Source organism: Pseudomonas sp. TE21435 (assembly GCF_056279265.1).
This window is the reverse complement of record NZ_JBWBQZ010000001.1, coordinates 960,605-984,296: the sequence shown is the minus strand read 5'-3', so window position 1 is coordinate 984,296 and position 23,692 is coordinate 960,605. Positions and strand designations below refer to the sequence as shown.

The following is a 23,692-nucleotide window of genomic DNA, read 5'->3' as shown; positions in this document are numbered from 1 at the left end:
CCAACCCTACCATGGGCCTCCGATAAACTGCAGAGGACAAGCCCATGCAAAATCGTTGGTGGCTGGCTTTCACCACTGCCATGCTCATGTTCCCGCAAATAGCCGAAACCCTTTACAGCCCGGCACTCGTATCGCTGGCCGAAGGCTTCGCGGTTTCCGCTGCGGATGCCTCGTTGACCCTGTCGTTGTACTTCGTCGCCTTCGCGGTCGGCGTGCTGTTCTGGGGTCGGTTGTGCGATATCAAGGGCCGGCGGCCGACCATGCTCGCGGGCCTTGCGCTGTACGCCCTGGCGGCGCTGGCGGCACTGCTGGCCAGCGATTTCAGCCAGTTGCTGGCAGCGCGGATGGTCGCCGCTTTCGCCGTCGCGGTCGGTTCGGTGGTGACCCAGACCGCATTGCGCGACCGCTACGACGGCGCGGAACTGGCCCGGGTGTTCTCCCTGATCGGCGCGTGCCTGGCCATCAGCCCCGCACTGGGCATGCTCGGTGGCGGCTGGTTGGATCAGGCGTTCGGCTATCGCGGCGTGCTGGCCGCACAGCTGAGCCTGGCATCGGCATTGCTGGCCTGGGGCTGGCAGGCGATGCCCGAGACCCAGGCCGCCGCGCCCGCACTGACACCGTTGCGCCAGGTGCTGATGCGCCTGCTGGCGGACCGCCGGGTGCTGCTGGCCAGTGCGCTGGTGGCCTTGTTCAATATCGCCGTGTTCGCCTGGTACAGCTTGGCGCCGTTCGTCTTCGAACGCCTGGGGCAGGCACAGTGGATGGGCTATTCGGGCGTGGCCCTGGCCCTCGGCTCGCTGGCTGGCGCCAGGCTCAATGCCCTGCTGCTGGGGCGCGCAGTCGCGGCCGCCACCCTGATGAAGGGTGCCGCGCTGCTGCTCGTGCTCGGCGCGCTGGGCATGACGGCGATCGGTGAATCACCGTGGATCGTCGCGCCAATGGCCCTGGTGATGGTCGCGTTCGCCATGGCCATCCCCTTGCTGCTCGGCTCGGCACTGGTGGCCTACGCCGATTGCCGGGGTACGGCGGCAGCTTTGTTCGGCCTGCTGTATTACCTGCAGATCGGCGCGGGGCTGCTGCTGGTCGGCATGCTGCAGATACTGGCGCCTGGGTTGCTGCTGATCGCGCTCGCCATCTGCGCGCTGAGCCTGGGCTATTTGCGCTATCTGCGCGGCTGACACCGTCGGGTGCAGCCGCTGCTACACTCACAAGGCTGAACGGAGGAACCCGCCATGTCCGAACGAGAAATCACCACGCTCCTGTCGCTGATGAGCCAGCGTCAGGCCTGCCTGAGCAGCGCCTGCAAGGAGATCGCCGACTGGATCGACCGCCAGGGCGACGTGCCCGCCGCCGGCAAGATCCGCGCCAGCCTCAAGGCACTCGAGGCCGAAGACGCCCAGGTGCGCAAGACGCTGACCTCGCTGAACATCGAACGGCCGCTGCCACGTTTTCGTAGCTGACCGCTGACAACCATCGCGGGGGAGCAGGCTCGTCGGAGCGCCGCATCGCCCGCGATGGGTGCTGCATCAGTGGTTCATGTGCATATGGTCGTGGCCAGCGCCGGCCTCGGCGTTGAGCGCACGCACCGGAGCCTGCACCTGCAGGGTTTCCTTCGCGCCCTTGGCATCCTCGATGGTCAGGGTCAGCGGCACCTGCTCACCCTCCTTCACCTGCTGGTTCAGGCCCATCAACATCACGTGGAAGCCGTTCGGGTCCAGCTTCACCGCCTTGCCGGCCGGCAACTCCACCGCCTTCACTTCACGCATGCCCATCACGTCGCCGTTCATGGTCATCTCGTGCACCTGCACGGTCTTGGCCACGGGCGAGGCGACGCTGACCAGCTTGCTGTCGCTGCTGGCGGTCAGGGTCATGAAGGCCCCGGTGGCATGCTGGTGCGGCACGCTGGCGCGTACCCAGGCGTCGCTTACGGTGGTCTGGGCCAGGGCCGGCAGAGCCAGGCTCATCAGTGCCAGGGCGGCCAGGCCGCGCTTGATCGGTTGCATCGACATTCAGCAGATCTCCATCAGGGTGACCAGGTCTTCGGCGCATTCCTGGGCGTTCAGGGAATGGCCCAGGCTCAGGCGCAGGGTTCCACGGGTATCGTAGACGTAGCTGGTGGACGAGTGAGAGATGGTGTAGGTATCGCCGGCCGGGACCTTCTCGTAGAACACCTTGAATTCACGGGCCACCGCGTCGATTTCCTCGGGGGTGCCGGTCAGGGCGACGATCGACGGGTCGAAGGCCTTGACGTAGGCATCGAGCACCTCGGGGGTGTCGCGCTCCGGGTCCAGGGTGATGAACACTGGCTGGAACAGGTCGCGGTCGCGGCCACGCAGGATCTTGCGGATCTGCGCCACACGCGCCATGGCGGTCGGGCAGACGGCCGGGCACTGGGTGAAGCCGAAGAAGATCATCGGCATCGAGCCGTAGAAGCTCGACAAGGTGCGCTCGTTGCCTTGTGGGTCCTTGAGCTTGAACTTGCGCCCGAGGATCTCGTTGCTCATGTTCTTGCCGTACTTGAAGTCCAGGCCCCTGGCCGGGCTGCAGCCCGCCAACAGGCCAAGCCCCAGTACGCCCATCCCGGCGACAACCGCGCGCCGGGTCAACAGATCATTCATGGAACCATCCTTTACAGGGAAGGTGCCGACCCCTGGGATGGGCCGGCCAGAAAACCGGGGCATTCTGTCACGCCACCCCCGCACCATCCACCCGACATCCGGCTGATCGGGCTGCAGCCCTTTGTTTACGGGGCGCGACCGGTTGTCGCAGGGGTTGAATCCGTAACACTTTGTTGCTAAGGATCAATGCACAAAGCCTGAAAAACATCGCGGGGCAAGCCCGCTCCCACGCCTGGATGCAGCTGCTGCCAGGCGTGGGAGCGGGCTTGCCCCGCGATGGCGTCACCACTGGCGATCAGTAGTACGCGTTTTCCTTCTGGCTATGGTCAGTCACGTCACGCACGCCCTTGAGCTCGGGAATACGCTCGAGCAGGGTGCGCTCGATGCCTTCCTTCAGCGTCACGTCGGCCTGGCCGCAGCCCTGGCAACCACCGCCGAACTGCAGCACGGCGATGCCGTCGTCGACCACGTCCACCAGGCTCACGGCGCCGCCGTGGCTAGCCAGGCCCGGGTTGATCTCGGTCTGCAGGTAGTAGTTGATGCGCTCGTTGATCGGGCTGTCCTCGTTGACCATCGGCACCTTGGCGTTCGGCGCCTTGATGGTCAGCTGGCCGCCCATGCGGTCGGTGGCGTAGTCGACCAGCGCGTCCTCCAGGAACGGCACGCTGACCGCATCGAGGTAGGCGGTGAAGCTCTTCAGGCCCACCGGCTGGTCGTCGGGCTTCTCCTCGCCCGGCTTGCAGTAGGCAATGCAGGTCTCGGCGTAGGTAGTGCCCGGCTGGGTGATGAAAATACGGATGCCGATGCCAGGCGTGTTCTGCTTGGAGAGCAGATCGGCCAGGTAATCATGGGCGGCGTCGGTAATGGTTATAGCGCTCATGGAAGTTCCTCACAGACTTGCCGGCAGTGTACGCCAACCCGGCCGGGTAACAAAGTCCTAGCATTTGACTCGGGATAGCGCCAATGCCGGTTCCCGCGCCGCACCGGCGGCCAACCAGCCCTTGAGCCGCCAATACAGGCCACGTTCCAGCCATTGGTAGCTGAGCCACGACATTAGTCCGATTGACGGCACGCACAAGGCGAACACCAGGTAAGGGTTCAGGCGCAACCACTCGCTGATGAACAGGCCGCCGTACAGCACCAGCACATGCACCAGGTACACCGAATAGGAACAGTCGCCGAGCGCCTTGAGCACCTGGTTACCCTTGAAGTACGGCTCCAGGGCAATGAACGACAGCACCACCAGGGCGCTCGGCAGGCCCCAATGCAACAGGCGCTGCGAAGCGTCGAGATGATAGAGCGCGAACCCTGCAAGGCCGAGCAGGCCCAGCGGCAACCACAGGCCTTCGCGGATCAGCCCGCGGCGGTACAGCACGCCCAGGCCGATGCCCAGCAGGAACTCGTAGACGATGTCGTTGTTGTAGAAACGGCTGAGCACACCCAGGCGCCCCAGCACTTCGCTTACCAGCAGCAATGCCGCCGTCACCAGCAACAGGTGATGACGCTGGCGCACCAGGAAGGCCAGGCCGAACAGCAGGTAGAAAAACATCTCGAAGTTCAGCGTCCAGCCGACATTGAGCGTCGGATACAACCCGTAGCCACCGGGGTTTTCCGCCGGAATGAACAGCAGCGACAGCAGCAGGTGCTGCCATTCGAACACCTGGTGCGGCATCCAGCGGCTGGCCGCCAGCATCAGCGCGGCCATCAGCAGGGTGTAGAACCAGTAGGCGGGCACGATGCGCAAGGCACGGTTGAGCAGGAACTGCCCGGGGGCGATGGCCTTGTCGCGGGTTGACAGGTAGATCACCAGGCCACTGATGACGAAGAAGATGTCCACCCCTGCCGCGCCGCGGTCGGCGAGCAGTTGGCCGACGGGGCCCGTGGCGTGGAAGTCGAAGAAGATCTGCATGAAGTGGTGGCAGACCACCACCCAGGCGGCGAATGCCCGGAGTGCCTGAAGCGAATACAGCATGAAATATCCTGTGATCGGCGGTGCATTGAGGCCCGGCGAGCGGGCTCCCACAGGGTTCGCGCACTTCTGTGGGAGCCGGCTTGCCGACGATGGGCTGCAGAGCAGCCCAGGGCCTACCTACCGATTCCGACCGCAGGATGCCGGGAAAGTCCCGGCCAACCGATCAGAGGTTCTCGTAGCGGTTCATGTCCAGCACCCCTGCCTCCACCGGCTGGGTCTGCTTGATGTAGCTGTTCAGGTCATGGAAGTAGTGCCAGAACTCAGGATGGCTGCGGCGCACGCCCCAGCGCATGACGATGCGTTCGAACTTGTCGGTGTCGTCACGCGCCGCCTCCATGTCTTCGACGAACTCCGGCACATCGGCCGCCGGGATGTTGAAGATGAAGTTGGGGTAGCTGCTTAGCACGCCCGGATACAGGGTCAGGGTGTCCAGCCCCGGCTGGTAGCGGTAGGCCTCGCCAAGCAGGAACGCCACGTTGCTGTGCGCGCGGTTGCGCAGCAGGCTGTAGACCTGGCGCTGGCCGCCCTGCCCTTCGATGCGCAGCATGCTCGCCTCGGGCAGTTGGCCGATCACCTTGAGCCCCGCCGCCGGGCGCGACACCAGGCGGCTCAGCGACTGCTCGGCGTCACGGAACTCCGCGGACAGGCCGGGCCGCGAGCAATAGGCGCCCTGGCAGCGGTTGATCGGGTCCGGGGCGGCGTTCAGGCTGCCCGTGCGTTGCAGCAGCTTGAGGCCGAAGTCACGCTTGGGATCGTGCTTGTCCAGTTTCAGCGCGCTCGGAGTGCTGGTGTCGATGTCCTCGTAGTCCATCCACATCTTCACCTTGCCGCTGTTCTGGTACCAGTCGCCGAGGATCTCGCCGCGCTTGCCCGCAGGCATCAGGCGCAGGAAGTTGACCTCGGCGCCGTTGCGGATCAGGTCGAAGTACAGCCGCGTCTGCAACTGGTGCGAGACGTTGCCGAACACGTCGAAGTTGACCGCCAGCTGATAGTAGGTGCGCTCGAACAGCGGGTAGTCGAACAGCCACATGGTCAGCGGCACGTCACCGATCAGGCCCTTGGTCACCGAGGCGCTGTCGAAGTGGCGGAAGATGCTCAGCAACGCGTTGTCGTTGCCCGCCCACAGCGTCGACCAGCTTGGCGCCGGCTGTTCGGCATAGGCTTCACGGCGCAGGGCTTCGTATTCGTTGCGCTTGTCGCGGTAGGCGTGCCACAGGCTCAGCACGCTGCCCACGTCGTCGATCTGCCCTGGCATGGCCAGCAGCGGCGTAGCTTCGCCACGGTACTGGGCGTCGGTGATGTACAGGTCGTGGGCCGGCTCCTGGAACAGCGCCCAGAAATTGTCGCGGATCACGTCGGTGGCGATCTGCCCGCGGCACACCGGGCCACGGATGAAGGTACGGACGAAGTACTCGGCGTTGTCCAGCATGAACTGGTAGCGGGCCACCGCCGGGATCGCCTCGAAGGTCTCGAACGGGTTGGACCGGTGCCGCGGCCCATAGCCCGGCAGTGCGCTGGCGTGCCAGTCGCCGCTGTAGAACAGCTGCTTGACCCGCTTGAGCTTCTGCGGCCCCATCGGGTAGGTGATGTGGGTCTTGTGCACGATAACGCCCTGCACCGGGATCAACCGATAGTAGAAATCGGTGCCCGGCGGGTCGTTGGGGCGGCGGGTGGCGATCAGGTCCACCGGCTGGCCACTCGGCGTGCGCGAGCGCACCCACTGGAAGAAATGGCCCTGCTCGCCGCCGACGAAATGGATGTGCGCGAGGAACAGGTGCTCGTACAGCCAACGGCCGACCAGCGCCTCGGTCGAGCCGGGACGATTGAGCAATTCTTCCCAGTCGGCGATCTGCTTCACCTCTGCCGCGCTGGGCTGGATCGGCGTCTTCTCCACTGGCGCGCCAGCGGCCAGCCAGCGCTGCAGGGTCTGGTACTCCTGGTCGGTCAGGCCGGTGACCGCCAGGGGCATGCCCTCCTTGGGATGGGCGCCGGCATAGGCGTCGAATTCATGCGGCAACGGGCACATGTTGTTGCGATTAAGCCCCAGCACGATCTCTTCGGGCAGCTTGGCGTTGGGCGTGAGCGGAGTCTTGTGGCCCAGTTCGAGCATGCGCGCCATCAGCGCCGCCTGGCTGCCCTGCTTGTCCAGCACCGAGTAGAAGCCCTGCTTGCGCCAGCCCGCTTCGTCGCGGGCATCGTAGAACAGCCGCGTGGTGGGTACCGCCTGGCTGCGCTCGCCCTGGTAGACCGGCACCTTCGAGGCGCCGCGCTCGGCGCCCTCGGCGCTGCCCAGGTTGAGCTGGCAGGCAGCATCGTTGCAGGCGTGGCAGGCCACGCACTTCTCGGTGAAGATCGGTTGGATATCCCGGGTGTATGAAATCGTAGGGCTCGATTGAGGGGCCTGCCCGAACGCCGCGCCACTGATGAGCAAGGCGAAGGCGCTGGCAAGTATGCGATGCAGCATGTGCCGAATGTCCTGGTTACTTGAAGCCATCACGATGTGCCTGGCGGGTCCTGAGGTGTTGGGGGCGTCGCGCTAACATGAGGGAAATTCATGCGAATGGGCGATACGCCTAAAATCCGTGCAGCTTTGTTATTATTCGGCACCTTCTGTTATTTGCCCGACCAGGTAGTCCTATGTCCGACCGCAGCGCTCGTTTACAAGCACTCCAGAACGCACTCAAAGAGCGCATCCTGATCCTCGACGGCGGCATGGGTACTATGATCCAGAGTTACCGCCTCGAGGAACACGACTATCGTGGCACGCGCTTTGCCGATTGGCCAAGCGATGTCAAAGGCAACAACGATCTTTTGCTGCTCAGCCGCCCCGATGTGATCGCCGCGATCGAGAAAGCCTACCTGGACGCCGGCGCCGATATTCTCGAGACCAACACCTTCAACGCCACGCAGATTTCCCAGGCCGACTACGGCATGGAGGCACTGGTCTACGAGCTCAACGTCGAAGGCGCGCGCATCGCTCGCCAGGTGGCCGACGCCAAGACCCTGGAGACCCCGGACAAGCCGCGCTTCGTCGCCGGCGTGCTCGGCCCGACCAGCCGCACCTGCTCGATCTCCCCCGACGTCAACGATCCCGGCTACCGCAACGTCACCTTCGACGAACTGGTGGAGAACTACATCGAGGCCACCCGTGGCCTGATCGAGGGCGGCGCCGACCTGATCCTGATCGAGACCATCTTCGACACCCTCAACGCCAAGGCGGCGATCTTCGCCGTGCAGCAGGTGTTCGAGGACGACGGCATCGAACTGCCGATCATGATCTCCGGCACCATCACCGACGCCTCCGGCCGCACCCTGTCGGGCCAGACCACCGAGGCGTTCTGGAACTCGGTACGCCACGCCAACCCGATTTCCGTGGGCCTGAACTGCGCCCTCGGCGCCAAGGACCTGCGCCCGTACCTCGAAGAGCTGTCGACCAAGGCCGGCACCCACGTCTCCGCCCACCCCAACGCCGGCCTGCCCAACGCCTTCGGCGAGTACGACGAGACCCCGGCCGAGATGGCCGCGGTGGTCGAGGAGTTCGCCGCCAGCGGGTTCCTCAACATCATCGGTGGCTGCTGCGGCACCACCCCGCCGCACATCCAGGCCATCGCCGAGGCCGTGGCCAAGTACAAACCACGGGCGATCCCGGACATCCCCAAAGCCTGCCGCCTGTCGGGCCTCGAGCCGTTCACCATCGATCGCCAGTCGCTGTTCGTCAACGTCGGCGAGCGCACCAACATCACCGGCTCCGCCAAGTTCGCCCGGCTGATCCGCGAGGAAAACTACACCGAGGCACTGGAAGTCGCCCTGCAGCAGGTCGAGGCCGGCGCCCAGGTGATCGACATCAACATGGACGAAGGGATGCTCGACTCCCAGGCCGCCATGGTCCGCTTCCTCAACCTGATCGCCGGCGAGCCGGACATCTCCCGGGTGCCGATCATGATCGACTCCTCCAAGTGGGAGGTGATCGAGGCGGGCCTGAAGTGCATCCAGGGCAAGGGCATCGTCAACTCCATCTCCATGAAGGAAGGCGTCGAGCAGTTCAAGCACCACGCACGCCTGTGCAAGCGCTACGGCGCCGCCGTGGTGGTGATGGCCTTCGACGAGGTCGGCCAGGCCGACACCGCCGCGCGCAAGCGCGAGATCTGCCAGCGCAGCTACGACATCCTGGTCAACGAAGTCGGCTTCCCGCCGGAAGACATCATCTTCGACCCGAACATCTTCGCCGTCGCCACCGGCATCGAGGAGCACAACAACTACGCCGTCGACTTCATCGAGGCCTGCGCCTACATCCGCGACCACCTGCCGTATGCCCTGAGCTCGGGCGGCGTGTCCAACGTGTCGTTCTCGTTCCGTGGCAACAACCCGGTGCGCGAGGCGATCCACTCGGTGTTCCTCTACCACGCGATCAAGAACGGCCTGACCATGGGTATCGTCAACGCCGGCCAGCTGGAGATCTACGACGAGATCCCCGCCGACCTGCGCGAAAAGGTCGAGGACGTGGTGCTCAACCGCACCGCGCATGGCACCGACGCCCTGCTGGCCATCGCCGATGACTACAAGGGCGGCGGCGCCACCAAGGAAGTCGAGAACGAAGAATGGCGCTCGATGCCGGTCGACAAGCGCCTCGAGCATGCGCTGGTCAAGGGCATCACCGCCTACATCGTCGAAGATACCGAAGAGTGCCGCCAGCAGTCGGCGCGCCCCATCGAGGTCATCGAAGGCCCACTGATGAGCGGCATGAACGTGGTCGGCGACCTGTTCGGCGCCGGCAAGATGTTCCTGCCCCAGGTGGTGAAGTCCGCCCGCGTGATGAAACAGGCCGTGGCCCACCTGATCCCGTTCATCGAAGCCGAGAAAGGCGACAAGCCCGAAGCCAAGGGCAAGATCCTCATGGCCACGGTCAAGGGTGACGTGCACGACATCGGCAAGAACATCGTCGGCGTGGTGCTCGGTTGCAACGGCTACGACATCGTCGACATGGGCGTGATGGTCCCGGCCGAGAAGATCCTGCAGACCGCCCGCGAGCAGAAGTGCGACATCATCGGCCTGTCCGGGCTGATCACCCCGTCGCTGGACGAGATGGTCCATGTCGCCCGCGAGATGCAGCGCCAGGACTTCCACCTGCCGCTGATGATCGGCGGCGCGACCACCTCCAAGGCGCACACGGCGGTGAAGATCGAACCCAAGTACTCCAACGATGCGGTGATCTACGTCACCGACGCCTCGCGCGCGGTGGGCGTGGCCACCCAACTGCTGTCCAAGGAACTCAAGAGCGGTTTCGTTGAGAAGACCCGCCAGGAATACGTCGAGGTGCGTGAGCGCACCGCCAACCGCAGCGCCCGCACCGAGCGCCTGAGCTACGCCCAGGCCATCGCCGCCAAGCCGCAGTACGACTGGGCCGCCTACCAGGCCGCGGTGCCCGCCTTCACCGGCGTCAAGGTGCTGGAGAACATCGACCTGCGCACCCTGGCCGAGTACATCGACTGGACGCCGTTCTTCATCTCCTGGGACCTGGCGGGCAAGTTCCCGCGCATCCTCACCGACGAAGTGGTCGGCGAAGCCGCCACGGCGCTGTACAAGGACGCCCGCGAGATGCTCGACAAGCTGATCGACGAGCAACTGATCAGCGCCCGCGCGGTGTTCGGCTTCTGGCCGGCCAACCAGGTGGCCGATGACGATATCGAGGTGTACGGTGACGCCGGCGAGACCCTGGCCACCCTTCACCACCTGCGCCAGCAGACCATCAAGCCCGACGGCAAGCCGAACTGGTCGCTGGCCGACTTCGTCGCGCCCAAGGCCAGCGGCGTGACCGACTATGTCGGCGGCTTCATCACCACCGCCGGCATCGGCGCCGAGGAAGTGGCCAAGGCCTATCAGGACAAGGGCGACGACTACAGCTCGATCATGGTCAAGGCCCTGGCCGACCGCCTGGCCGAGGCCTGCGCCGAGTGGCTGCACGAACAGGTGCGCAAGGAGCACTGGGGCTATGCCAAGGACGAGCACCTGGACAACGAGGCGCTGATCAAGGAGCAGTACAGCGGCATCCGCCCGGCGCCTGGCTACCCGGCCTGTCCGGACCACACCGAGAAGGAAACCCTGTTCCGCCTGCTCGACGGCACCGCGATCGGCGAGACCGGCCCCAGCGGCGTGTTCCTCACCGAGCACTTCGCCATGTTCCCGGCGGCGGCGGTCAGCGGCTGGTACTTCGCCCACCCGCAGGCGCAATACTTCGCCGTGGGCAAGGTCGACAAGGACCAGATCGAGCAGTACAGCGCACGTAAGGGCCAGGACATTGCCGTGAGCGAGCGCTGGCTGGCGCCGAACCTCGGCTACGACGCCTGACCACACCGGGGCCGCCCTGCGGCCCCGCGTTCCCCCGACACATGCACAAGGACCCCAGCATGTCTCCCCGAATCCTGGTGATCGGCGCCTACGGCAACTTCGGCCGTATCATCTGCCGCCACCTGAACCAGATGCCCGCCGTGCAACTGGTGATCGCCGGCCGCAATGCCGACAGTCTCTCGCAACTGGCCGCACGGTTGAACGGCAGCGAAAGCTGGTGCGGCGATGCGATGGCCCCCGGCTTCGCCGATGCCCTGCGCGCGCTGCGCATCGACTGGGTGATCCACACCGGCGGCCCCTTCCAGGGCCAGCCCTACCGCGTGGCCGAGGCCTGCATCGAAGCCGGCGCGCACTACTGCGACCTGTCCGACTGCCGGCTGTTCGTCAATGGCATCGCCCAACTGGACGAACGTGCCCGCCGGGCCCAGGTCACCCTGCTCAGTGGCTGCAGTTCGGTGCCGAGCCTGTCGTCGGCGATTCTCGACGAGCAGCGCCATCACTTCAGCCGTATCGACCGCATCGAGCACGGCATTTCTTCCTCGGCGAAGATGCCCGGCCTGTCCACCATCGAAGGTGTGCTGGCCTATGCCGGCAGGCCGATCCGCCAGTGGCGCGACGGCCGTCCGTACAGCGTGGACGGCTGGCTCGGCCTGCAGCTGCGCCATCTGCCCGGGCTCGGCTGGCGCCTGCTGAACAACGTCGACGTGCCGGACATGGACATCTTCGCCGCACGCTACGGCGCCCGTGACCTGGCGTTCAAGGCCGGCTCCGGGCTGATGCTTGGCGGCCTGGTCAATGCGGCACTGGCGCGGCTGGTCAAGATGGGCCTGGTGCGCGACCCGCTGCCCTGGGCGCGGCGCCTGCATCGGCTGGGCAGCCGTTTCGAACGCTGGGGCGATGGCAAGAGCGCGATGTACCTCGACGTTCGCGGCCTGGACCTGCAAGGCCAGCCACTGCGCCTGCAGGCTCAGGTCAGCGCCAGCGACGACAAGGGCCCGGAGATCCCCAGCTGCGCGGCAGTGGCGCTGATGGCCAGGGTCGTCGAAGGCTACCAGCCTGAACCGGGCGCCCGCCCCTGCGTCGGCGAGATCAGCGTTGAACAGTACCTGGCGGCCATCGGCGAGCCGGACAAGGTGCGCTACAGCGTCGGCTTGCAGCACAGGCGCGCCTGAGATGAGCTACCTGCTGCTCAAATACCTGCATATCGTCGCCGCCGTGTTTCTCTTCGGCTTTGGCATGGGCTCTTACCTGTACCTGATCGCCGCCAATCGCAGCGGCGATCCGCGGGTGATCGCCGCTGTGGCGCGGATGGTGGTGCGCTTCGACGCCTGGATCACCACGCCGGCGGGCGTACTGCAACTGCTGACCGGCTACGCCATGGTCAGCATGGGCGGCATGCCGTGGTCCGCCGACTGGCTACGCGCCGCGCTGCTGATCTTCTTCGCGGTCGGCGCCTTGTGGCTGCCGGTGTTGCTGTTGCAAAAACGCCTGCACACCCTTGCCGTCCAGGCGGTCGACAGCGGCGCGGCCCTGGGCCAGGCCTACCAGCGGCTGTATCGCCCATGGCTGTGGATGGGGGTGGTAGGGTTTGCCGGGATGTTCTTGATCGTGCTGGTGATGGTTACCAAACAGGCGCCATGGCAGTGGCTTTGATACGCCAAGAAAATATTTCTACATCCAAGCAAATAGCGAGTAGAAGTTTTTCCTGAAAGCCCCACAAGCTGGAAAAATTGGAAAACATTCATATCACCATTTCCCTAGCATGAGTCCATGGATGCCGACAGGCGGCGTCCACGCACGGACCCGCCCTTGATCATGCCCAGCACCCCGCTCTACTTCGATTACGCCGCCACCACGCCGGTCGATGACCAAGTCATCGCCGCCATGCTCACCTGCCTGGGCCGTGAGTCGAACTTCGGCAACCCCGCCTCCAGCGGCCATTCCCACGGCCAGGCGGCCCGCGAAGCCGTCGAGCATTCCCGCTATCAGGTGGCCGTGCAGGTCGGCGCGCAGCCCGACGAGCTGGTCTGGACCTCCGGCGCCACCGAATCGAACAACCTCGCGCTCAAGGGCATCGCCCAGGGCTTCGCGCAGCCGGGGCATGTGATCACCAGCCAGCTTGAGCACAAGGCCATCCTAGACACCGCCGCCGAACTGGAGCGCCTGGGCTGGGCGGTGACCCGCCTGGCCCCGGATGCCCGAGGGTTGATCCAGCCCCAAGCGGTCCAGGCCGCGCTGCGCCCGGACACCCGCCTGGTATCGCTGATGGCGGTGAACAACGAACTGGGCACGGTGACCGACTTTGCCGCTATCGGGGCAATCGTCCGCGAACACGGTGCGCTTTTGCACGTGGACGCGGCGCAGGCAGTGGGCAAGGTTCGGATCGACCTGGCGCAGCAGGCGGTCGACCTGATGTCGTTCTCGGCACACAAGGTCTATGGTCCCAAGGGCATCGGTGCCCTCTACGTCGGCCCTCGCGCCCGCCCGGCGATGCGTGCGCAGATGCACGGCGGCGGCCATGAGCGCGGCCTGCGCTCTGGCACCCTGGCCACCCACCAGATCGTCGGCATGGGCAGCGCCTTCGCCCTGGCCGGCCAGCCCGGCGCGGCGGAGTACCAGCGCCTGGAGCAACTCGCCCGGCACTTGCGCGACAGCCTGCTGGCAATGCCCGGGGTCACGCTCAACGGCTGTGCGGTGCAGCGCATTCCCCACACCCTCAACCTGTGCATCGACGCCAAGGGGTTCAACAGCCTGGCCCTGGCGGGCGAGCTGGCGCTGTCGAGCACTTCGGCGTGCAACTCGGCGAGCAATGCGGCGTCCCACGTGCTGCTGGCCCTCGGCCTCGACGAGCGCCAGGCGCGTAACAGCGTGCGCCTGAGCGTCGGGCGCTACACCAGCGAAGCGGACGTGGACACGGCGCTGGCGGTGTTTGGCCGGGTGATCGGCGCGGCGGCAGTAGCGCTCTGGTAAGGCACGCCGCCGGCACAGGCTTCAAAAATCCAGGGTCCCCGAGAACTTCACCAGTCTCGGGTCGCCTTGGGTCAAATACCCCCCATTGGCCGACGCCCAGTAGTTCTTGTCCGTCAGGTTCTCCACGTTGACCCGCAGGGTCACCGCCTTTTCCTGCACCTTGAAGCGATAGCGTGCGCCAACGTCGAAACGGTTCCAGGTCGGCAGGCTCAGGGTGTTGGCCGGGTTGGCGTACTGCCCGCCGGTGCGCAGCATACGCGCATTGAGCGCCACGCCCTCCAGCCCCGGCACATCCCAATCGACACTGGCATTGAGCTGGAAGGTCGGCACACCTATCGCGTGGTTGCCATCGGCCGTGCCGCCCTGGGTGTTTTTCAGCTCGGTGTCCATGCGCGTGCCACCGGCCATCAACCGCAGCCCCGGCAGCGGCTCGCCGAACACACTGAGCTCAAGCCCCTTGTTGACCTGCTCGCCATCCTGGACGAACACATTGCCGTCGACGAAGCCATCGGTGGGCCGCTCGATGCGAAACACCGCCAGGTTGGCGCCGAAGGTCTGGTAATCGAGCTTGACCCCCGCCTCCACCTGCTTGGTCTTGGCCGGCGGGAACACCTCGCCGACATTGATCACCTGCCCTGATGCCGTGGCGCCCTGGGCCAGGCCCTCGATACGGTTGGCATACAGCGAGACCGATGGGTTGAGCTTGTAGACGATGCCGTACACCGGCGTGGTGACCGCCTCGTCATAGAAGGCGTTGCGTCCCAGGTCCGGGCCCGGCCCGTCGTAGGCGTAGCCCTCCACCCGCAGTTGCTGGCGCCGCACGCCCACGGTGAGCAGCAGGGTGTCATCGAACAGGCCCACGGTGTCGGACAGCGCGATGCTGCGGTTGCGGGTCTTGCCGGTCACGCCGGGGTCGTCCAGCTTGCCGCCGACGAAGGTCGGCGTGGTCGGTTTTGGCAACGGGTCGGTGCGGTAGATATTGGTGGCCTGCGAGTTGTAGAAGACGAAGGCGTTCTCCTGCTGGGTCCAGATGCTCGCCGCGCCGATGTTCAGCTGATGGCTGAGCGGCCCTGTCTGGAAGCGGCCATTGATGCCGCCCATGAAGGTGGTGTTGTCCTCGTTGTGGGGGATCTTCGAGCCGCCGATGGTGGCGTCGCCGCTGGCCGCGTCGGTGAGGATCGGCGTGCCGTAGAAGCCGTTCTCGTGGGTGTGCTTGACGCCCCCCGCCAGGTAGCCGCTCCAGTTGTCGTTGAAGTCGTAGTCGCCGCGGAGCATGCCGAAGGTGTCCTCGGTCTCGGTCCAGGCCCAGTCCTGGCCGTAGTTGTGATCGGCGTCCGGCGCATGGGGGATATCGGTCAGGCCGGCGCCCAGGCGCACTGAGTTGCGCATATGGTTGACCCGCTGCTTCTGGTAGCCGAAATCGCCCGACACCCGGAAGTTGTCGCCACGGTAGTCGAGCCCGGCGACGAACAGCTTGCTGCGCTGGTCCTGGTCGTCGACCGCCGTCTCGCCCTCGCGCTGCGAGAGGTTCAGGCGCACGCCGAAGCGATTGTCCGCGCCGAAGCGCTGGCCAATGTCCAGGTGCTCGCCGATGCGCCCGTCACTGCTGATGTCCTGTGTATAGCGGCGGGTCGGCGTGTCGCCGGCGCGCTTGGGTTGCAGGTTGACGTTGCCGCCCAGGCCGGTGCCGGTCGGGCTGGCGCCGTTGAGAAAGGCATTGGGCCCCTTGAACACCTCGACCCGCTCCACCGCATCGGTGGAAATCATTTGCCGCGGCAACACGCCGTACAGGCCGTTGAACGCCACGTCGTCGCCATTGAGCGGCAGGCCACGGATGACGAAGACCTGGGACTGGTTGCCAAAACCGAACGACTGGCGCACCGAGGGGTCGTTGAGCAGCACGTCGCCGATGTCCTCGGCCTGCTGCTCCTCGATCAGCTGCGCGGTGTAGCTGGTCATGGTGAACGGCACGTCCATCATGTCCTGGTTGCCCAGCACGCCCATCTGTCCGCCACGGGCCACCTGGCCGCCGGCATAGGGTTCGGGCAGTTCGCCGGCAGGCGCCTTGAGCGCCTCGGCGTTGACGGCGGTGGCATCCAGCTCGATGGCGCCCTCTGCGCCATGGGCGCTGACGGCAACGGAACAGCACAGCGCAAGGAGGGTCGATTGATACGGGCAGGCACGTGTCATGGAGGGCTCCCGGGAAGGGTCAGGGCCGTCCTGGCGGATGAGAAACTTGAAGTGACTGAGTAGTGTTTCTAGCCGATAGTGCGAATTATTACCAAACAACCGCACTTTTTTGCCGACCAGTGGTCTACCCCCTCTTTTGCCGACTGCAATCGATTGCAAGGCTTGGTTTTCATACCGCACAGGGCCGGGCCAAAAGCCTTGCGCTTGTGTAGGATGGGCAGCGCAGATCCAGACGCTGCCAGTTACAGGGAGATCCACATGCGCGTCCCATCCGTTGCCTGCCTCGGCCTGACGCTGGGCCTGCTTGCCGCCACCGGCAGCCAGGCGTATGCCGGCGAAGAAGCGCAACTGATCGATACGATCAACGTCTACCGCAGCCAGGCCCAGCGCTGTGGCGGCGAGGCTTCGCTGGAGCTGCCGCCGCTCAACAGCGACACCCGCCTGGCGCTGTCGCCGGAGGGCACCCGCGACCTGCAGCAGGCCATGACCCGCGCCGCCTACCCGATGGTCAACGTGCAGGCCATCAGCCTGTCCGGCCCACGGGATGCCAAGGCGGCGATGAAAGCCATCGAGGAGAGCTTCTGCCAGGTGGTGCTCGACCCGCAGTTCGTCGATATCGGGGTCAGCCAGGAGGGTCGCGACTGGCGCATCGTCCTGGCCCGCCCGCTGCTCAGCGGGCGCCTGGGCGACTGGCAGGCCGAAGGGCAGAAGCTGTTGCAGGAAATCAACGCCGCGCGCAACCTGCCGCGCCAGTGCGGCGGCCAGCCCTACCCCGCCGCCCCGGCGCTGGCCTGGAGCGCGACCCTGGCCGGCGTCGCCGCCAACCACACCCGGGCCATGGCCAACCAGAACTTCTTCGACCATATCGACCGCGATGGCCGCACGCCGGGCGACCGCGCGGAACTGGCCGGCTACCTGTATCGGCAGATCGGCGAGAACATCGCCGCCGGGCGCGATACCGCGCGCAAGGTGGTCGATGGCTGGCTGGCCAGCCCTGGGCACTGCGCCACGCTGATGAACGCGGACTTCCGTGAACTGGGGGCGGCGTATGCGGTGGACCCGAAGAGCGATGCGGGGATCTACTGGACGGGGTTGTTCGGTACGCCGCAGTAAACCCACATCCCGAAGCCCACTCCCACGCCCCTGCAAGCTGCGAGTCAGACCGTGGGAGCGGGCTTGCCCCGCGATGAGTCCGGCTCGGACTTGCGCAGCGCCAGCGCCGTACAACCGAAACGCCGCCGCACCCACTTGCCCAGGTAACTGGCATCGCCCATGCCCACTTCATCGGCGATCTGCGCCAGGCTGTGGCTGGAGTTGAGCAACCGCCAGCGCGCCTGCTGCAGGCGCAGCTCCTGCCACCAGGCCTTGGCGCTCATGCCATGGCAGGCCTGGAACTGGCGGTCGAGCTGGCGCCGGCTGATCCCCAGCTCCGCCGCCAGCGCCTCCACCGGCAGCCGCGCCGCCAGGTGATGGCGCATCAGCGCCGTGGCCCGTTGCACCTGGCGCCCCTCCCCGGCGCCGGCCTCCAGCGAGCGCAAGGCGTGGCGGCTGTCGCGGCTTTCATCCACCAGCATGTCGGCCAGGCCCTTGAGCGCTCGGGCGCGGCCGCTGGCGCGGGCGATCAGCTCCACCGCCAGGTCGATGGCCGCCGTGCCGCCGGCGCAGGTGATACGGCTGCCGTCGAAGCAATACAACTGCCCGGTCAGCAGCCGCACACGGGGAAACGCCACGCGGAACTCGGCCTCATGACGCCAGTGCACCACCACCTGATGACCGTCCAGCAGGCCACAGGCCGCCAGCAGGAAGGCCGCGTTGTCGACGCAGACCAGCCTCACCCCCGCCTTGGCCGCCTGTTTCAGCAAGGCCCGGTAGCGTGGCGCCAATGCCGCCGTGGCGCTGGCATTGCGCCCGCCGAACAGCACCAGATGGTCGTAGGCGCTCCAGTCGACCTGCGCGGACGTCGCCTCCACCTGCACCATGGCCCCACTGCTGGACGGCACAGGCGCCAGGTCCAGGCCGATCACGGTCCAGCGGCAGTAGCGCTGGCGGCTGTAGTCCTCGTCGTCGGCGGAAAAGCGCAGCTTGTCGAGGAAGGCGCCGAAGGGCAGCAAGGCGAATTCCGGCAGCGGCAGGATCAGCAGACGCAGGTCGGGTGTCATGGCAATGTCCGGATATGACCATCAGTTGTCCGAATACTACCCTGCATTGCTACCACCCTGCCCTACACTGGCGCCCTCACCACCGACAAGGCACACCCATGGCACTCGACACCTGGCTCATCTACCTGCTCGCCAGCATTGGCCTGTCCCTTACTCCAGGCCCCAACAGCCTGCTGGCCCTGACCCATGGCGCGCTGTACGGCGCCCGGCGCACGCTGTTCACCATCGGCGGCGGAGTGTTCGGTTTCAGCGCCCTGATCGCCCTGACCATGTTCGGCCTGAGTGCCCTGCTGCAGGCCTCGGCCTCGGTGCTGACGGTGCTCAAGTGGGTGGGCGGGGCCTACCTGGTCTGGCTGGGGATCCAGCTGTGGCGCACCCCGGCGCTGCATCTCGAGTTGCCCCGCGGCAGTACCGCGCTGAGCAATGCCGGGCTGTTCCGCCAGGGCTGCCTGTCGGCGCTGGCCAACCCCAAGGTGCTGTTGTTCTATGGCGCGTTCCTGCCGCAATTCATCGACCCGCAGCGCGGCCTGCTGCTGCAGTTCGTGGTGATGGCGGCGACCTTCGCCAGTGTCGAGTGCCTGGTGGAGTACCTGCTGGCGCGCCTGGCATTTCGCATCCGGCCATGGCTGGCCAAGGGTGGCCGGGGGTTCAACCGTGCCTGTGGCGGCCTGTTTGCGCTGATCGGCGTGGCCCTGCCGCTGGGACGATAAACACCCGGGATCAGCGCCAGGAAAAGATCAGGAACACCACCAGCGCCACCGCCGGCAATCCCGCCCCCAACAGTGCCACCCCATGCCAGCCGAACTGCGCATACACCCCGCTGGCCAGCGCCGAGCCCACGGCGCCGCCGAGGAAGATGCTGGTCATGTACAGGGCATTCAAGCGGCCACGGCTGGCCGGATCCAGCGCGTACAGCTCGCGCTGGCCGATGACCAGGTTCATCTGCACGGCAAAATCCAGCAGCACCCCGGTCAGCCCCAGGCCGATCACGCTCATGCCCGCGGTACTCAGGCCGCCGAGCAACGCCAGCGGCGCCAGGCTCATCGCCAGCAACGAAGCGCGCTGTCCATGCCCGGCATCGGCCAACCGCCCGGCCAACGGCGCCGCCACCGCGCCCACCGCCCCGACCAGGGCGAACAGCGCGATCTGGCTCTGCGACAGGCCATGTTCAGCGGCCAGCGCCAGCGGCACCGCCGTCCAGTACAGGCTGAACGCCGCGAACATCAGCGCCTGGTACAACGCCCGCTGGCGCAACACCGGATAACGGCGCAACAGCACCCGCAACGAGGCCATCAGCCCGGCATAGCTCGCCTTGTGCTCGGGGACTCGGCGCGGCAGGGTCGACGCCAGCAGCAGGATGATCGCCAGCATCAACCCGGCGGCACCGACGAACACCGCACGCCAGCCGAAATGATCCGCCACCAGGCTTGCCAGTGGACGCGCCAGGAGGATCCCCAGCAGCAACCCACCCATGATGTTGCCGACCACCCTGCCACGCTCGCGCTCCGGCGCCAGATGCGCCGCCAGCGGTATCAGCATCTGCACCGCCACCGAACTGAAGCCGATCAGCAACGCGTACAGCAGGAACACCTCGCCCTGCCCATGGCCGCTGGTGCCAGCCAGCAACAGGCTGCCGGCGGCCAGCACCGCCGTGGCGACCATCAGCCGGCGGTTCTCCAGCAGGTCGGCCAGCGGCACCAGAAACAACAGGCCCAGGGCGTAGCCGATCTGGGTCAGGGACACAATCAGGCCGGCCTGCTCGGTGGACAGGCCAACGTCCGGGGCGATCAGGCCGACGATGGGTTGGGCATAGTAGATGTTGGCGACGATGGCGCCGCAGCAGAACGCCAGCAGCATCACCAGGGCGCGACTCAGGCCTGGGGCCGCTGGCTGGGCGACGGCGAGGGAGGGATTCATTCGAGGGTACCTCGGCTTGCGAAAGGATGTGCGCGAAGGGTGACGGACATTCGCCCCGGGGAGAATCCATCGCCTGCGCAACAGGCCTTTGCGCGACACGCAACGCCTCAGCCTGCCAGCAGCCCCTCACAGAAGGCGACGAACGCCATCACCCGTCGCGAACCACGGTGATTGGGCAGGTACAGGGCGTTGATGCTGGCGCTGGCATTGCCCGGATTCACCGTCCAGTCGGCGAACAGCCGTTGCAGGCGCCCGGCCTCGACATCCTCGCGCACCAGCCAGTCGGCCAGCAACGCCACCCCACTGCCAGCAATCGCCGCCTCGCGCAACAGGTCGGCATTGGCGCTGCGCAGCGGGCCGCTGATATCCAGTTCCAGGCATTGCTCGCCCTGGCTCAGGCGCCAGGGCCGCGCCGACTGGCCGTAACGAAAACGCAGGCAGGCGTGATCGGCCAGTTGTCGCGGTTCGCCGAGCGGCGGGTGCTGACGCAGGTACGCGGGACTTGCCACCAGCCAACGCTCGAAGCGGCCCAGCGGCCGGCACACCAGTTCATCGCCGGGCGCCGGTTGGCCCAGGCGGATGGCCAAGTCGTAGCGCCCGTCGAGCAGGTCGTCGAAACGGTCGCTGAGGTCGATGTCCAGCTCCAGGGCCGGGTGACGGGCGAGAAACGCCCCCAGGTGCGGGGCAATCACCCGCCGGCCGAACTCCACCGGCAGACACAGGCGCAGCACCCCCACCGGCTCCTCGCCACGGTCGGCGACGCTGGCGTCGGCTTCAGCCAGCGCCTCGAGGATCTCGCGGGCGCGCTGGTAGTAGCTGATGCCGGCCTCGGTCAGGCTGACCTGGCGGGTGGAGCGGTTGAGCAGGCTGGCCCCGAGCGCTTGTTCGAGGGCATCGACCTGGCGGGTCACCGAAGACGTCGCCACCCCTAGCCTGCGCGCGGCGGCGGAAAAACCCCCGGTCTCGGCGGTGGCCATGAACACCTTGATCGCCAGCAGCTTGTCCATCGTGGTTTTCCGTGGGGCAAAAGCCGAAACCTTCCTACAATTGCCCCTCTGCAATCAACCACCCGCGAGCCGTCCCATGCCAGACAACCTGTTCACCGCCCTGCCACCGCTGGCCCCCGAGGCCGATGAGCAATTCACCGAACTGCTGCGGCGGCCGGGCTTGCGCATCGAACGCATCGTCTCCAGCGGCCAGGCCAGCCCTGAGGGGTTCTGGTACGACCAGGCCGAGGGCGAATGGGTGGTCGTGCTCAGCGGCAGCGCCGGGCTGCGCCTGGAGCACGAGACGCACACCCGCGTGCTGCGCGCAGGCGACCACCTGGACATCCCGCCCCGCTGCCGCCACCGCGTGGAGTGGACCGAGCCCGGCGTGGCCACGGTGTGGCTGGCGGTTTTCTATCAGGGCTGAACCAGCGCCGCGGTGAGCGGCCTTGCCTGCAGCCGATAGAAACGCCACGGCAGCAGCACCGCCGACACCGCCAGGCCACAGGCGAAGCCCACCCACACACCCACCGGGCCCAGCGCGGAATGGAAGGCCAGCCAGTAGCTCATCGGCAGCGCCAGCAACCAGTAGCTGACCAAGGTCACCCCCACCGGCCAGCGGTAGTCCTGCAGGCCACGCAAGGCGCCCAGCGCGGTGGATTGCAGGCCGTCGGCCACCTGCATCGCCGCGACCACCACGAACATCGGCACGGCGATGGCGATGACCTGCGGGTCGTCGCTCATGGCTTCGGCGATGCGCCGCCCGAACAGCGCCAGCAGCACGGTGGCCACCAGCATCCAGGCGGTGACGCTGGCGAAGGTGGCGCTGCCGATGGCGCGGATGCGCGCCGTCTCGCCGCGGCCCTGGGCCTGGCTGATGCGAATGCTCACCGCCGCGGCCATGCCCAGCGGCAGCATGTACAGCAGCGCGCCGATCGACTGCACCACCTGGTTGGCGGCCAGCGCGGCATTGCCCAGCCAGCCAAGCATCCATGCCGCGATCACCACCGCGCCGGCCTCGGCCAGGTAGCCCAGCCCCAGTGGCCAGCCCTCGCCAAGCAGCGTGCGCCAGGACAAGTGCCGCCCCTGTGGCGCCTGGCGATAGCGCGCCAACGACGGCGCCATCCGCCAATAGGCCAGGGCCAGCACCACCGCCAGCGACTCGGCGATCACCCCGGCGATGCCCGCACCCAGCAACCCCAGCGCCGGCAAGCCGAAATGCCCATGGATCAGGCCATAGCTCAGCGGCAGGTTGAACAGCACCGCGCTCATCACCAGCAGCACGGCCACCCAAGGCCGGCCGATGGCCTCCAGCACGTCCTTGAACAGCACCGCCAGGCAGTACGGAATCAGGAACACGGCCATGGCCTGCCAGTATGGCGTCAGCAGGGCCACGTCCGGCAGCGGCACGCCCAGCCATTGCACCAGCGGCAGCGTGGCCAGCATGGCCAGGCAGCCGAGGATGCCGACCAGCAACCCATAGCCGAGGCCGCCACGCAGCGTGCGCGCCACCTCGCCCGGATCATCGGCGCCGAAGGCGTGGCCGACGCGCACACTGAGGGTGGCGAGCATGCCGTACAGCCCGGCATGGAAAATCAGCCCGGCACTGCTGGTCAGCGCGACACAGGCCAGCACCAATGTGCCCAGCGAAGCCAGCAGCACGGTGTCGGTCAGGCTGATCAGCTCGGCCGCCGACAGGCCCAGCACCAGCGGCAGTGCCAGGCGCAGCAGGCCCGGCAGCTCGCCCAGCCAGGCAGTGGGTTTACGCGAAACGAGGGCAGACACGGTGACAACCTCCAATTGACATACGCCGCGTATGCTAATGCCATTTATTGACATACGCAACGTATGCTAATTTTCATCCATCGTTTTTTTTCATCGGAGCCTCAATGCCCACCCCACGCCGCAGCCGCGCCGCCATGAGCGCCGACACCACCGAACGGCTGATCGCCGTTGCCCGTCGCCAGTTCGCCGAAAAAGGCTTTGCCGCCGTGGTGATGGACGAACTGTGCGCTGAAGCCGACCTCACCCGCGGCGCCCTGCACCACCACTTCGGCGGCAAGGCCGGGCTGTTCACCGCCGTGGTGCAACACCTGCTCGACGAGATCAACCAGGCCATCGATGCCCGCTACGCCACCCACGCCGATCCGTGGGAGGGCTATATCGACACCTGCCTGTACTACTACGACCTGCTGCATGAACCAGCACTGCGGCGCATCCTGTTGCAGGATGCCCCCGGCGTGCTCGGCCCGCGCCTGCGCGAGATGGAAGAGGCCAGCTACATCGGTCCCATGGCCCAGGGCCTGGTCGAGTTGCAGCAGGCCGGCAGGCTGCGCGCGTTCGATGCCGTGGCCATGGCCCACCTGCTCAACGGCGCCATGGGCGACAGCGGTATCTGGGTGATTGCCCAGGACGATCCGCAGGCGGCCGCCGAACGCGTGAAAGGGGCGTTGCGCTGCGTGCTGGAGGGGTTGCAGGCCTGACGCCATTGGCATGTTGCAGCGCAGGGGCTCCAGCAGGTCTGCACGCCCCTGC

The 23,692-nt window shown here is 66.5% G+C and carries 20 protein-coding genes; 10 read left to right on the top strand and 10 right to left on the bottom strand.

Annotated features, from left to right (window positions below):
* Positions 1-44: 44 nt before the first annotated feature.
* Positions 45-1,178 carry an MFS transporter gene (locus ACZ9C1_RS04430; RefSeq protein WP_139670892.1) on the top strand — a complete coding sequence of 378 codons (1,134 nt, stop codon included), beginning with the start codon at positions 45-47 and terminating at the stop codon, positions 1,176-1,178.
* A 54-nt stretch (positions 1,179-1,232) separates the two neighbouring features.
* Entirely contained in the window at positions 1,233-1,460 is a 228-nt protein-coding gene (locus ACZ9C1_RS04425) for a hypothetical protein (RefSeq protein WP_023630605.1), read from the top strand.
* 66 nt (positions 1,461-1,526) lie between these two features.
* Here the strand turns inward: ACZ9C1_RS04425 and ACZ9C1_RS04420 are convergent, their stop codons facing one another.
* The 5 genes from ACZ9C1_RS04420 to ACZ9C1_RS04400 all read right to left on the bottom strand — a co-directional run bounded on the left by ACZ9C1_RS04420 (position 1,527) and on the right by ACZ9C1_RS04400 (position 7,054).
* The gene (locus ACZ9C1_RS04420; RefSeq protein ID WP_038705971.1) at positions 1,527-2,009 is read right to left on the bottom strand and encodes a copper chaperone PCu(A)C; all 483 of its coding nucleotides are present in this window, start codon (positions 2,007-2,009) and stop codon (positions 1,527-1,529) included.
* Complete coding sequence (locus ACZ9C1_RS04415) at positions 2,010-2,618, bottom strand: SCO family protein (RefSeq protein ID WP_031315095.1); 609 nt, start codon at positions 2,616-2,618, stop codon at positions 2,010-2,012. It abuts the gene before it with no gap.
* 295 nt (positions 2,619-2,913) lie between these two features.
* On the bottom strand, positions 2,914-3,498 hold the full coding sequence (gene nfuA, locus ACZ9C1_RS04410) for a Fe-S biogenesis protein NfuA (protein ID WP_023630602.1): 585 nt from the start codon (positions 3,496-3,498) through the stop codon (positions 2,914-2,916).
* 57 nt (positions 3,499-3,555) lie between these two features.
* Positions 3,556-4,590: an acyltransferase family protein gene (locus ACZ9C1_RS04405; protein ID WP_476253656.1), complete on the bottom strand. Its 1,035-nt coding sequence runs from the start codon at positions 4,588-4,590 to the stop codon at positions 3,556-3,558.
* Positions 4,591-4,753: 163 nt separating this feature from the next.
* Positions 4,754-7,054, bottom strand: a complete 2,301-nt coding sequence (locus tag ACZ9C1_RS04400; protein WP_277503763.1) for a fatty acid cis/trans isomerase — start codon at positions 7,052-7,054, stop codon at positions 4,754-4,756.
* Positions 7,055-7,227: 173 nt separating this feature from the next.
* On the opposite strand from ACZ9C1_RS04400, the gene metH reads away from it, so the two are divergent.
* The 4 genes from metH to ACZ9C1_RS04380 all read left to right on the top strand — a co-directional run bounded on the left by metH (position 7,228) and on the right by ACZ9C1_RS04380 (position 13,905).
* A complete protein-coding gene (gene metH / locus ACZ9C1_RS04395; protein ID WP_277503762.1) occupies positions 7,228-10,935 on the top strand; it encodes a methionine synthase in 3,708 nt (1,235 codons plus the stop codon).
* Positions 10,936-10,994: 59 nt separating this feature from the next.
* Positions 10,995-12,107, top strand: coding sequence for a saccharopine dehydrogenase family protein (locus ACZ9C1_RS04390; protein ID WP_476253655.1), 1,113 nt, complete (start codon positions 10,995-10,997; stop codon positions 12,105-12,107).
* Position 12,108: 1 nt separating this feature from the next.
* Positions 12,109-12,588, top strand: coding sequence for a DUF2269 family protein (locus tag ACZ9C1_RS04385; protein WP_102684612.1), 480 nt, complete (start codon positions 12,109-12,111; stop codon positions 12,586-12,588).
* Positions 12,589-12,750: 162 nt separating this feature from the next.
* Positions 12,751-13,905: a cysteine desulfurase family protein gene (locus tag ACZ9C1_RS04380; RefSeq protein WP_476253654.1), complete on the top strand. Its 1,155-nt coding sequence runs from the start codon at positions 12,751-12,753 to the stop codon at positions 13,903-13,905.
* A gap of 21 nt (positions 13,906-13,926) precedes the next feature.
* Here ACZ9C1_RS04380 and ACZ9C1_RS04375 read toward each other — a convergent pair whose 3' ends face one another.
* Positions 13,927-16,095: a TonB-dependent receptor gene (locus ACZ9C1_RS04375; RefSeq protein ID WP_476253653.1), complete on the bottom strand. Its 2,169-nt coding sequence runs from the start codon at positions 16,093-16,095 to the stop codon at positions 13,927-13,929.
* Between the two features lie 258 nt (positions 16,096-16,353).
* Between ACZ9C1_RS04375 and ACZ9C1_RS04370 the strand changes: the two genes are divergently transcribed.
* Positions 16,354-17,208: a CAP domain-containing protein gene (locus ACZ9C1_RS04370; RefSeq protein WP_258700888.1), complete on the top strand. Its 855-nt coding sequence runs from the start codon at positions 16,354-16,356 to the stop codon at positions 17,206-17,208.
* A 44-nt stretch (positions 17,209-17,252) separates the two neighbouring features.
* Here ACZ9C1_RS04370 and ACZ9C1_RS04365 read toward each other — a convergent pair whose 3' ends face one another.
* Positions 17,253-18,254, bottom strand: a complete 1,002-nt coding sequence (locus tag ACZ9C1_RS04365) for a GlxA family transcriptional regulator (RefSeq protein WP_476253652.1) — start codon at positions 18,252-18,254, stop codon at positions 17,253-17,255.
* Between the two features lie 98 nt (positions 18,255-18,352).
* Between ACZ9C1_RS04365 and ACZ9C1_RS04360 the strand changes: the two genes are divergently transcribed.
* Positions 18,353-18,964, top strand: coding sequence for a LysE family translocator (locus ACZ9C1_RS04360; RefSeq protein WP_139670879.1), 612 nt, complete (start codon positions 18,353-18,355; stop codon positions 18,962-18,964).
* A 10-nt stretch (positions 18,965-18,974) separates the two neighbouring features.
* Here the strand turns inward: ACZ9C1_RS04360 and ACZ9C1_RS04355 are convergent, their stop codons facing one another.
* Together ACZ9C1_RS04355 and ACZ9C1_RS04350 are read right to left on the bottom strand one after the other, a co-directional pair.
* Positions 18,975-20,171 carry an MFS transporter gene (locus ACZ9C1_RS04355; RefSeq protein ID WP_476253651.1) on the bottom strand — a complete coding sequence of 399 codons (1,197 nt, stop codon included), beginning with the start codon at positions 20,169-20,171 and terminating at the stop codon, positions 18,975-18,977.
* Positions 20,172-20,278: 107 nt separating this feature from the next.
* On the bottom strand, positions 20,279-21,178 hold the full coding sequence (locus ACZ9C1_RS04350; protein ID WP_457378091.1) for a LysR family transcriptional regulator: 900 nt from the start codon (positions 21,176-21,178) through the stop codon (positions 20,279-20,281).
* A gap of 76 nt (positions 21,179-21,254) precedes the next feature.
* Here ACZ9C1_RS04350 and ACZ9C1_RS04345 point away from each other — a divergent pair, with 76 nt between their 5' ends.
* Positions 21,255-21,584, top strand: a complete 330-nt coding sequence (locus tag ACZ9C1_RS04345) for a cupin domain-containing protein (RefSeq protein WP_139670871.1) — start codon at positions 21,255-21,257, stop codon at positions 21,582-21,584.
* Here the strand turns inward: ACZ9C1_RS04345 and ACZ9C1_RS04340 are convergent.
* Complete coding sequence (locus tag ACZ9C1_RS04340) at positions 21,575-22,942, bottom strand: MATE family efflux transporter (RefSeq protein ID WP_476253650.1); 1,368 nt, start codon at positions 22,940-22,942, stop codon at positions 21,575-21,577. The two genes, ACZ9C1_RS04345 and ACZ9C1_RS04340, sit on opposite strands and share 10 nt — an antisense overlap.
* Positions 22,943-23,046: 104 nt before the next feature.
* Here ACZ9C1_RS04340 and ACZ9C1_RS04335 point away from each other — a divergent pair, with 104 nt between their 5' ends.
* A complete protein-coding gene (locus ACZ9C1_RS04335) occupies positions 23,047-23,640 on the top strand; it encodes a TetR/AcrR family transcriptional regulator (protein WP_139670867.1) in 594 nt (197 codons plus the stop codon).
* Positions 23,641-23,692 lie beyond the last annotated feature (52 nt).

What these genes read in the sequence shown, in the direction of transcription:
- ACZ9C1_RS04430 (WP_139670892.1), top strand. Translation starts at nt 45, where the DNA reads ATGCAAAATCGTTGGTGGCTGGCTTTCACCACTGCCATGCTCATGTTC.
- ACZ9C1_RS04425 (WP_023630605.1), top strand. Translation starts at nt 1,233, where the DNA reads ATGTCCGAACGAGAAATCACCACGCTCCTGTCGCTGATGAGCCAGCGT.
- ACZ9C1_RS04420 (WP_038705971.1), bottom strand. Translation starts at nt 2,009, where the DNA reads ATGTCGATGCAACCGATCAAGCGCGGCCTGGCCGCCCTGGCACTGATG.
- ACZ9C1_RS04415 (WP_031315095.1), bottom strand. Translation starts at nt 2,618, where the DNA reads ATGAATGATCTGTTGACCCGGCGCGCGGTTGTCGCCGGGATGGGCGTA.
- nfuA (WP_023630602.1), bottom strand. Translation starts at nt 3,498, where the DNA reads ATGAGCGCTATAACCATTACCGACGCCGCCCATGATTACCTGGCCGAT.
- ACZ9C1_RS04405 (WP_476253656.1), bottom strand. Translation starts at nt 4,590, where the DNA reads ATGCTGTATTCGCTTCAGGCACTCCGGGCATTCGCCGCCTGGGTGGTG.
- ACZ9C1_RS04400 (WP_277503763.1), bottom strand. Translation starts at nt 7,054, where the DNA reads ATGCTGCATCGCATACTTGCCAGCGCCTTCGCCTTGCTCATCAGTGGC.
- metH (WP_277503762.1), top strand. Translation starts at nt 7,228, where the DNA reads ATGTCCGACCGCAGCGCTCGTTTACAAGCACTCCAGAACGCACTCAAA.
- ACZ9C1_RS04390 (WP_476253655.1), top strand. Translation starts at nt 10,995, where the DNA reads ATGTCTCCCCGAATCCTGGTGATCGGCGCCTACGGCAACTTCGGCCGT.
- ACZ9C1_RS04385 (WP_102684612.1), top strand. Translation starts at nt 12,109, where the DNA reads ATGAGCTACCTGCTGCTCAAATACCTGCATATCGTCGCCGCCGTGTTT.
- ACZ9C1_RS04380 (WP_476253654.1), top strand. Translation starts at nt 12,751, where the DNA reads ATGCCCAGCACCCCGCTCTACTTCGATTACGCCGCCACCACGCCGGTC.
- ACZ9C1_RS04375 (WP_476253653.1), bottom strand. Translation starts at nt 16,095, where the DNA reads ATGACACGTGCCTGCCCGTATCAATCGACCCTCCTTGCGCTGTGCTGT.
- ACZ9C1_RS04370 (WP_258700888.1), top strand. Translation starts at nt 16,354, where the DNA reads ATGCGCGTCCCATCCGTTGCCTGCCTCGGCCTGACGCTGGGCCTGCTT.
- ACZ9C1_RS04365 (WP_476253652.1), bottom strand. Translation starts at nt 18,254, where the DNA reads ATGACACCCGACCTGCGTCTGCTGATCCTGCCGCTGCCGGAATTCGCC.
- ACZ9C1_RS04360 (WP_139670879.1), top strand. Translation starts at nt 18,353, where the DNA reads ATGGCACTCGACACCTGGCTCATCTACCTGCTCGCCAGCATTGGCCTG.
- ACZ9C1_RS04355 (WP_476253651.1), bottom strand. Translation starts at nt 20,171, where the DNA reads ATGAATCCCTCCCTCGCCGTCGCCCAGCCAGCGGCCCCAGGCCTGAGT.
- ACZ9C1_RS04350 (WP_457378091.1), bottom strand. Translation starts at nt 21,178, where the DNA reads ATGGACAAGCTGCTGGCGATCAAGGTGTTCATGGCCACCGCCGAGACC.
- ACZ9C1_RS04345 (WP_139670871.1), top strand. Translation starts at nt 21,255, where the DNA reads ATGCCAGACAACCTGTTCACCGCCCTGCCACCGCTGGCCCCCGAGGCC.
- ACZ9C1_RS04335 (WP_139670867.1), top strand. Translation starts at nt 23,047, where the DNA reads ATGCCCACCCCACGCCGCAGCCGCGCCGCCATGAGCGCCGACACCACC.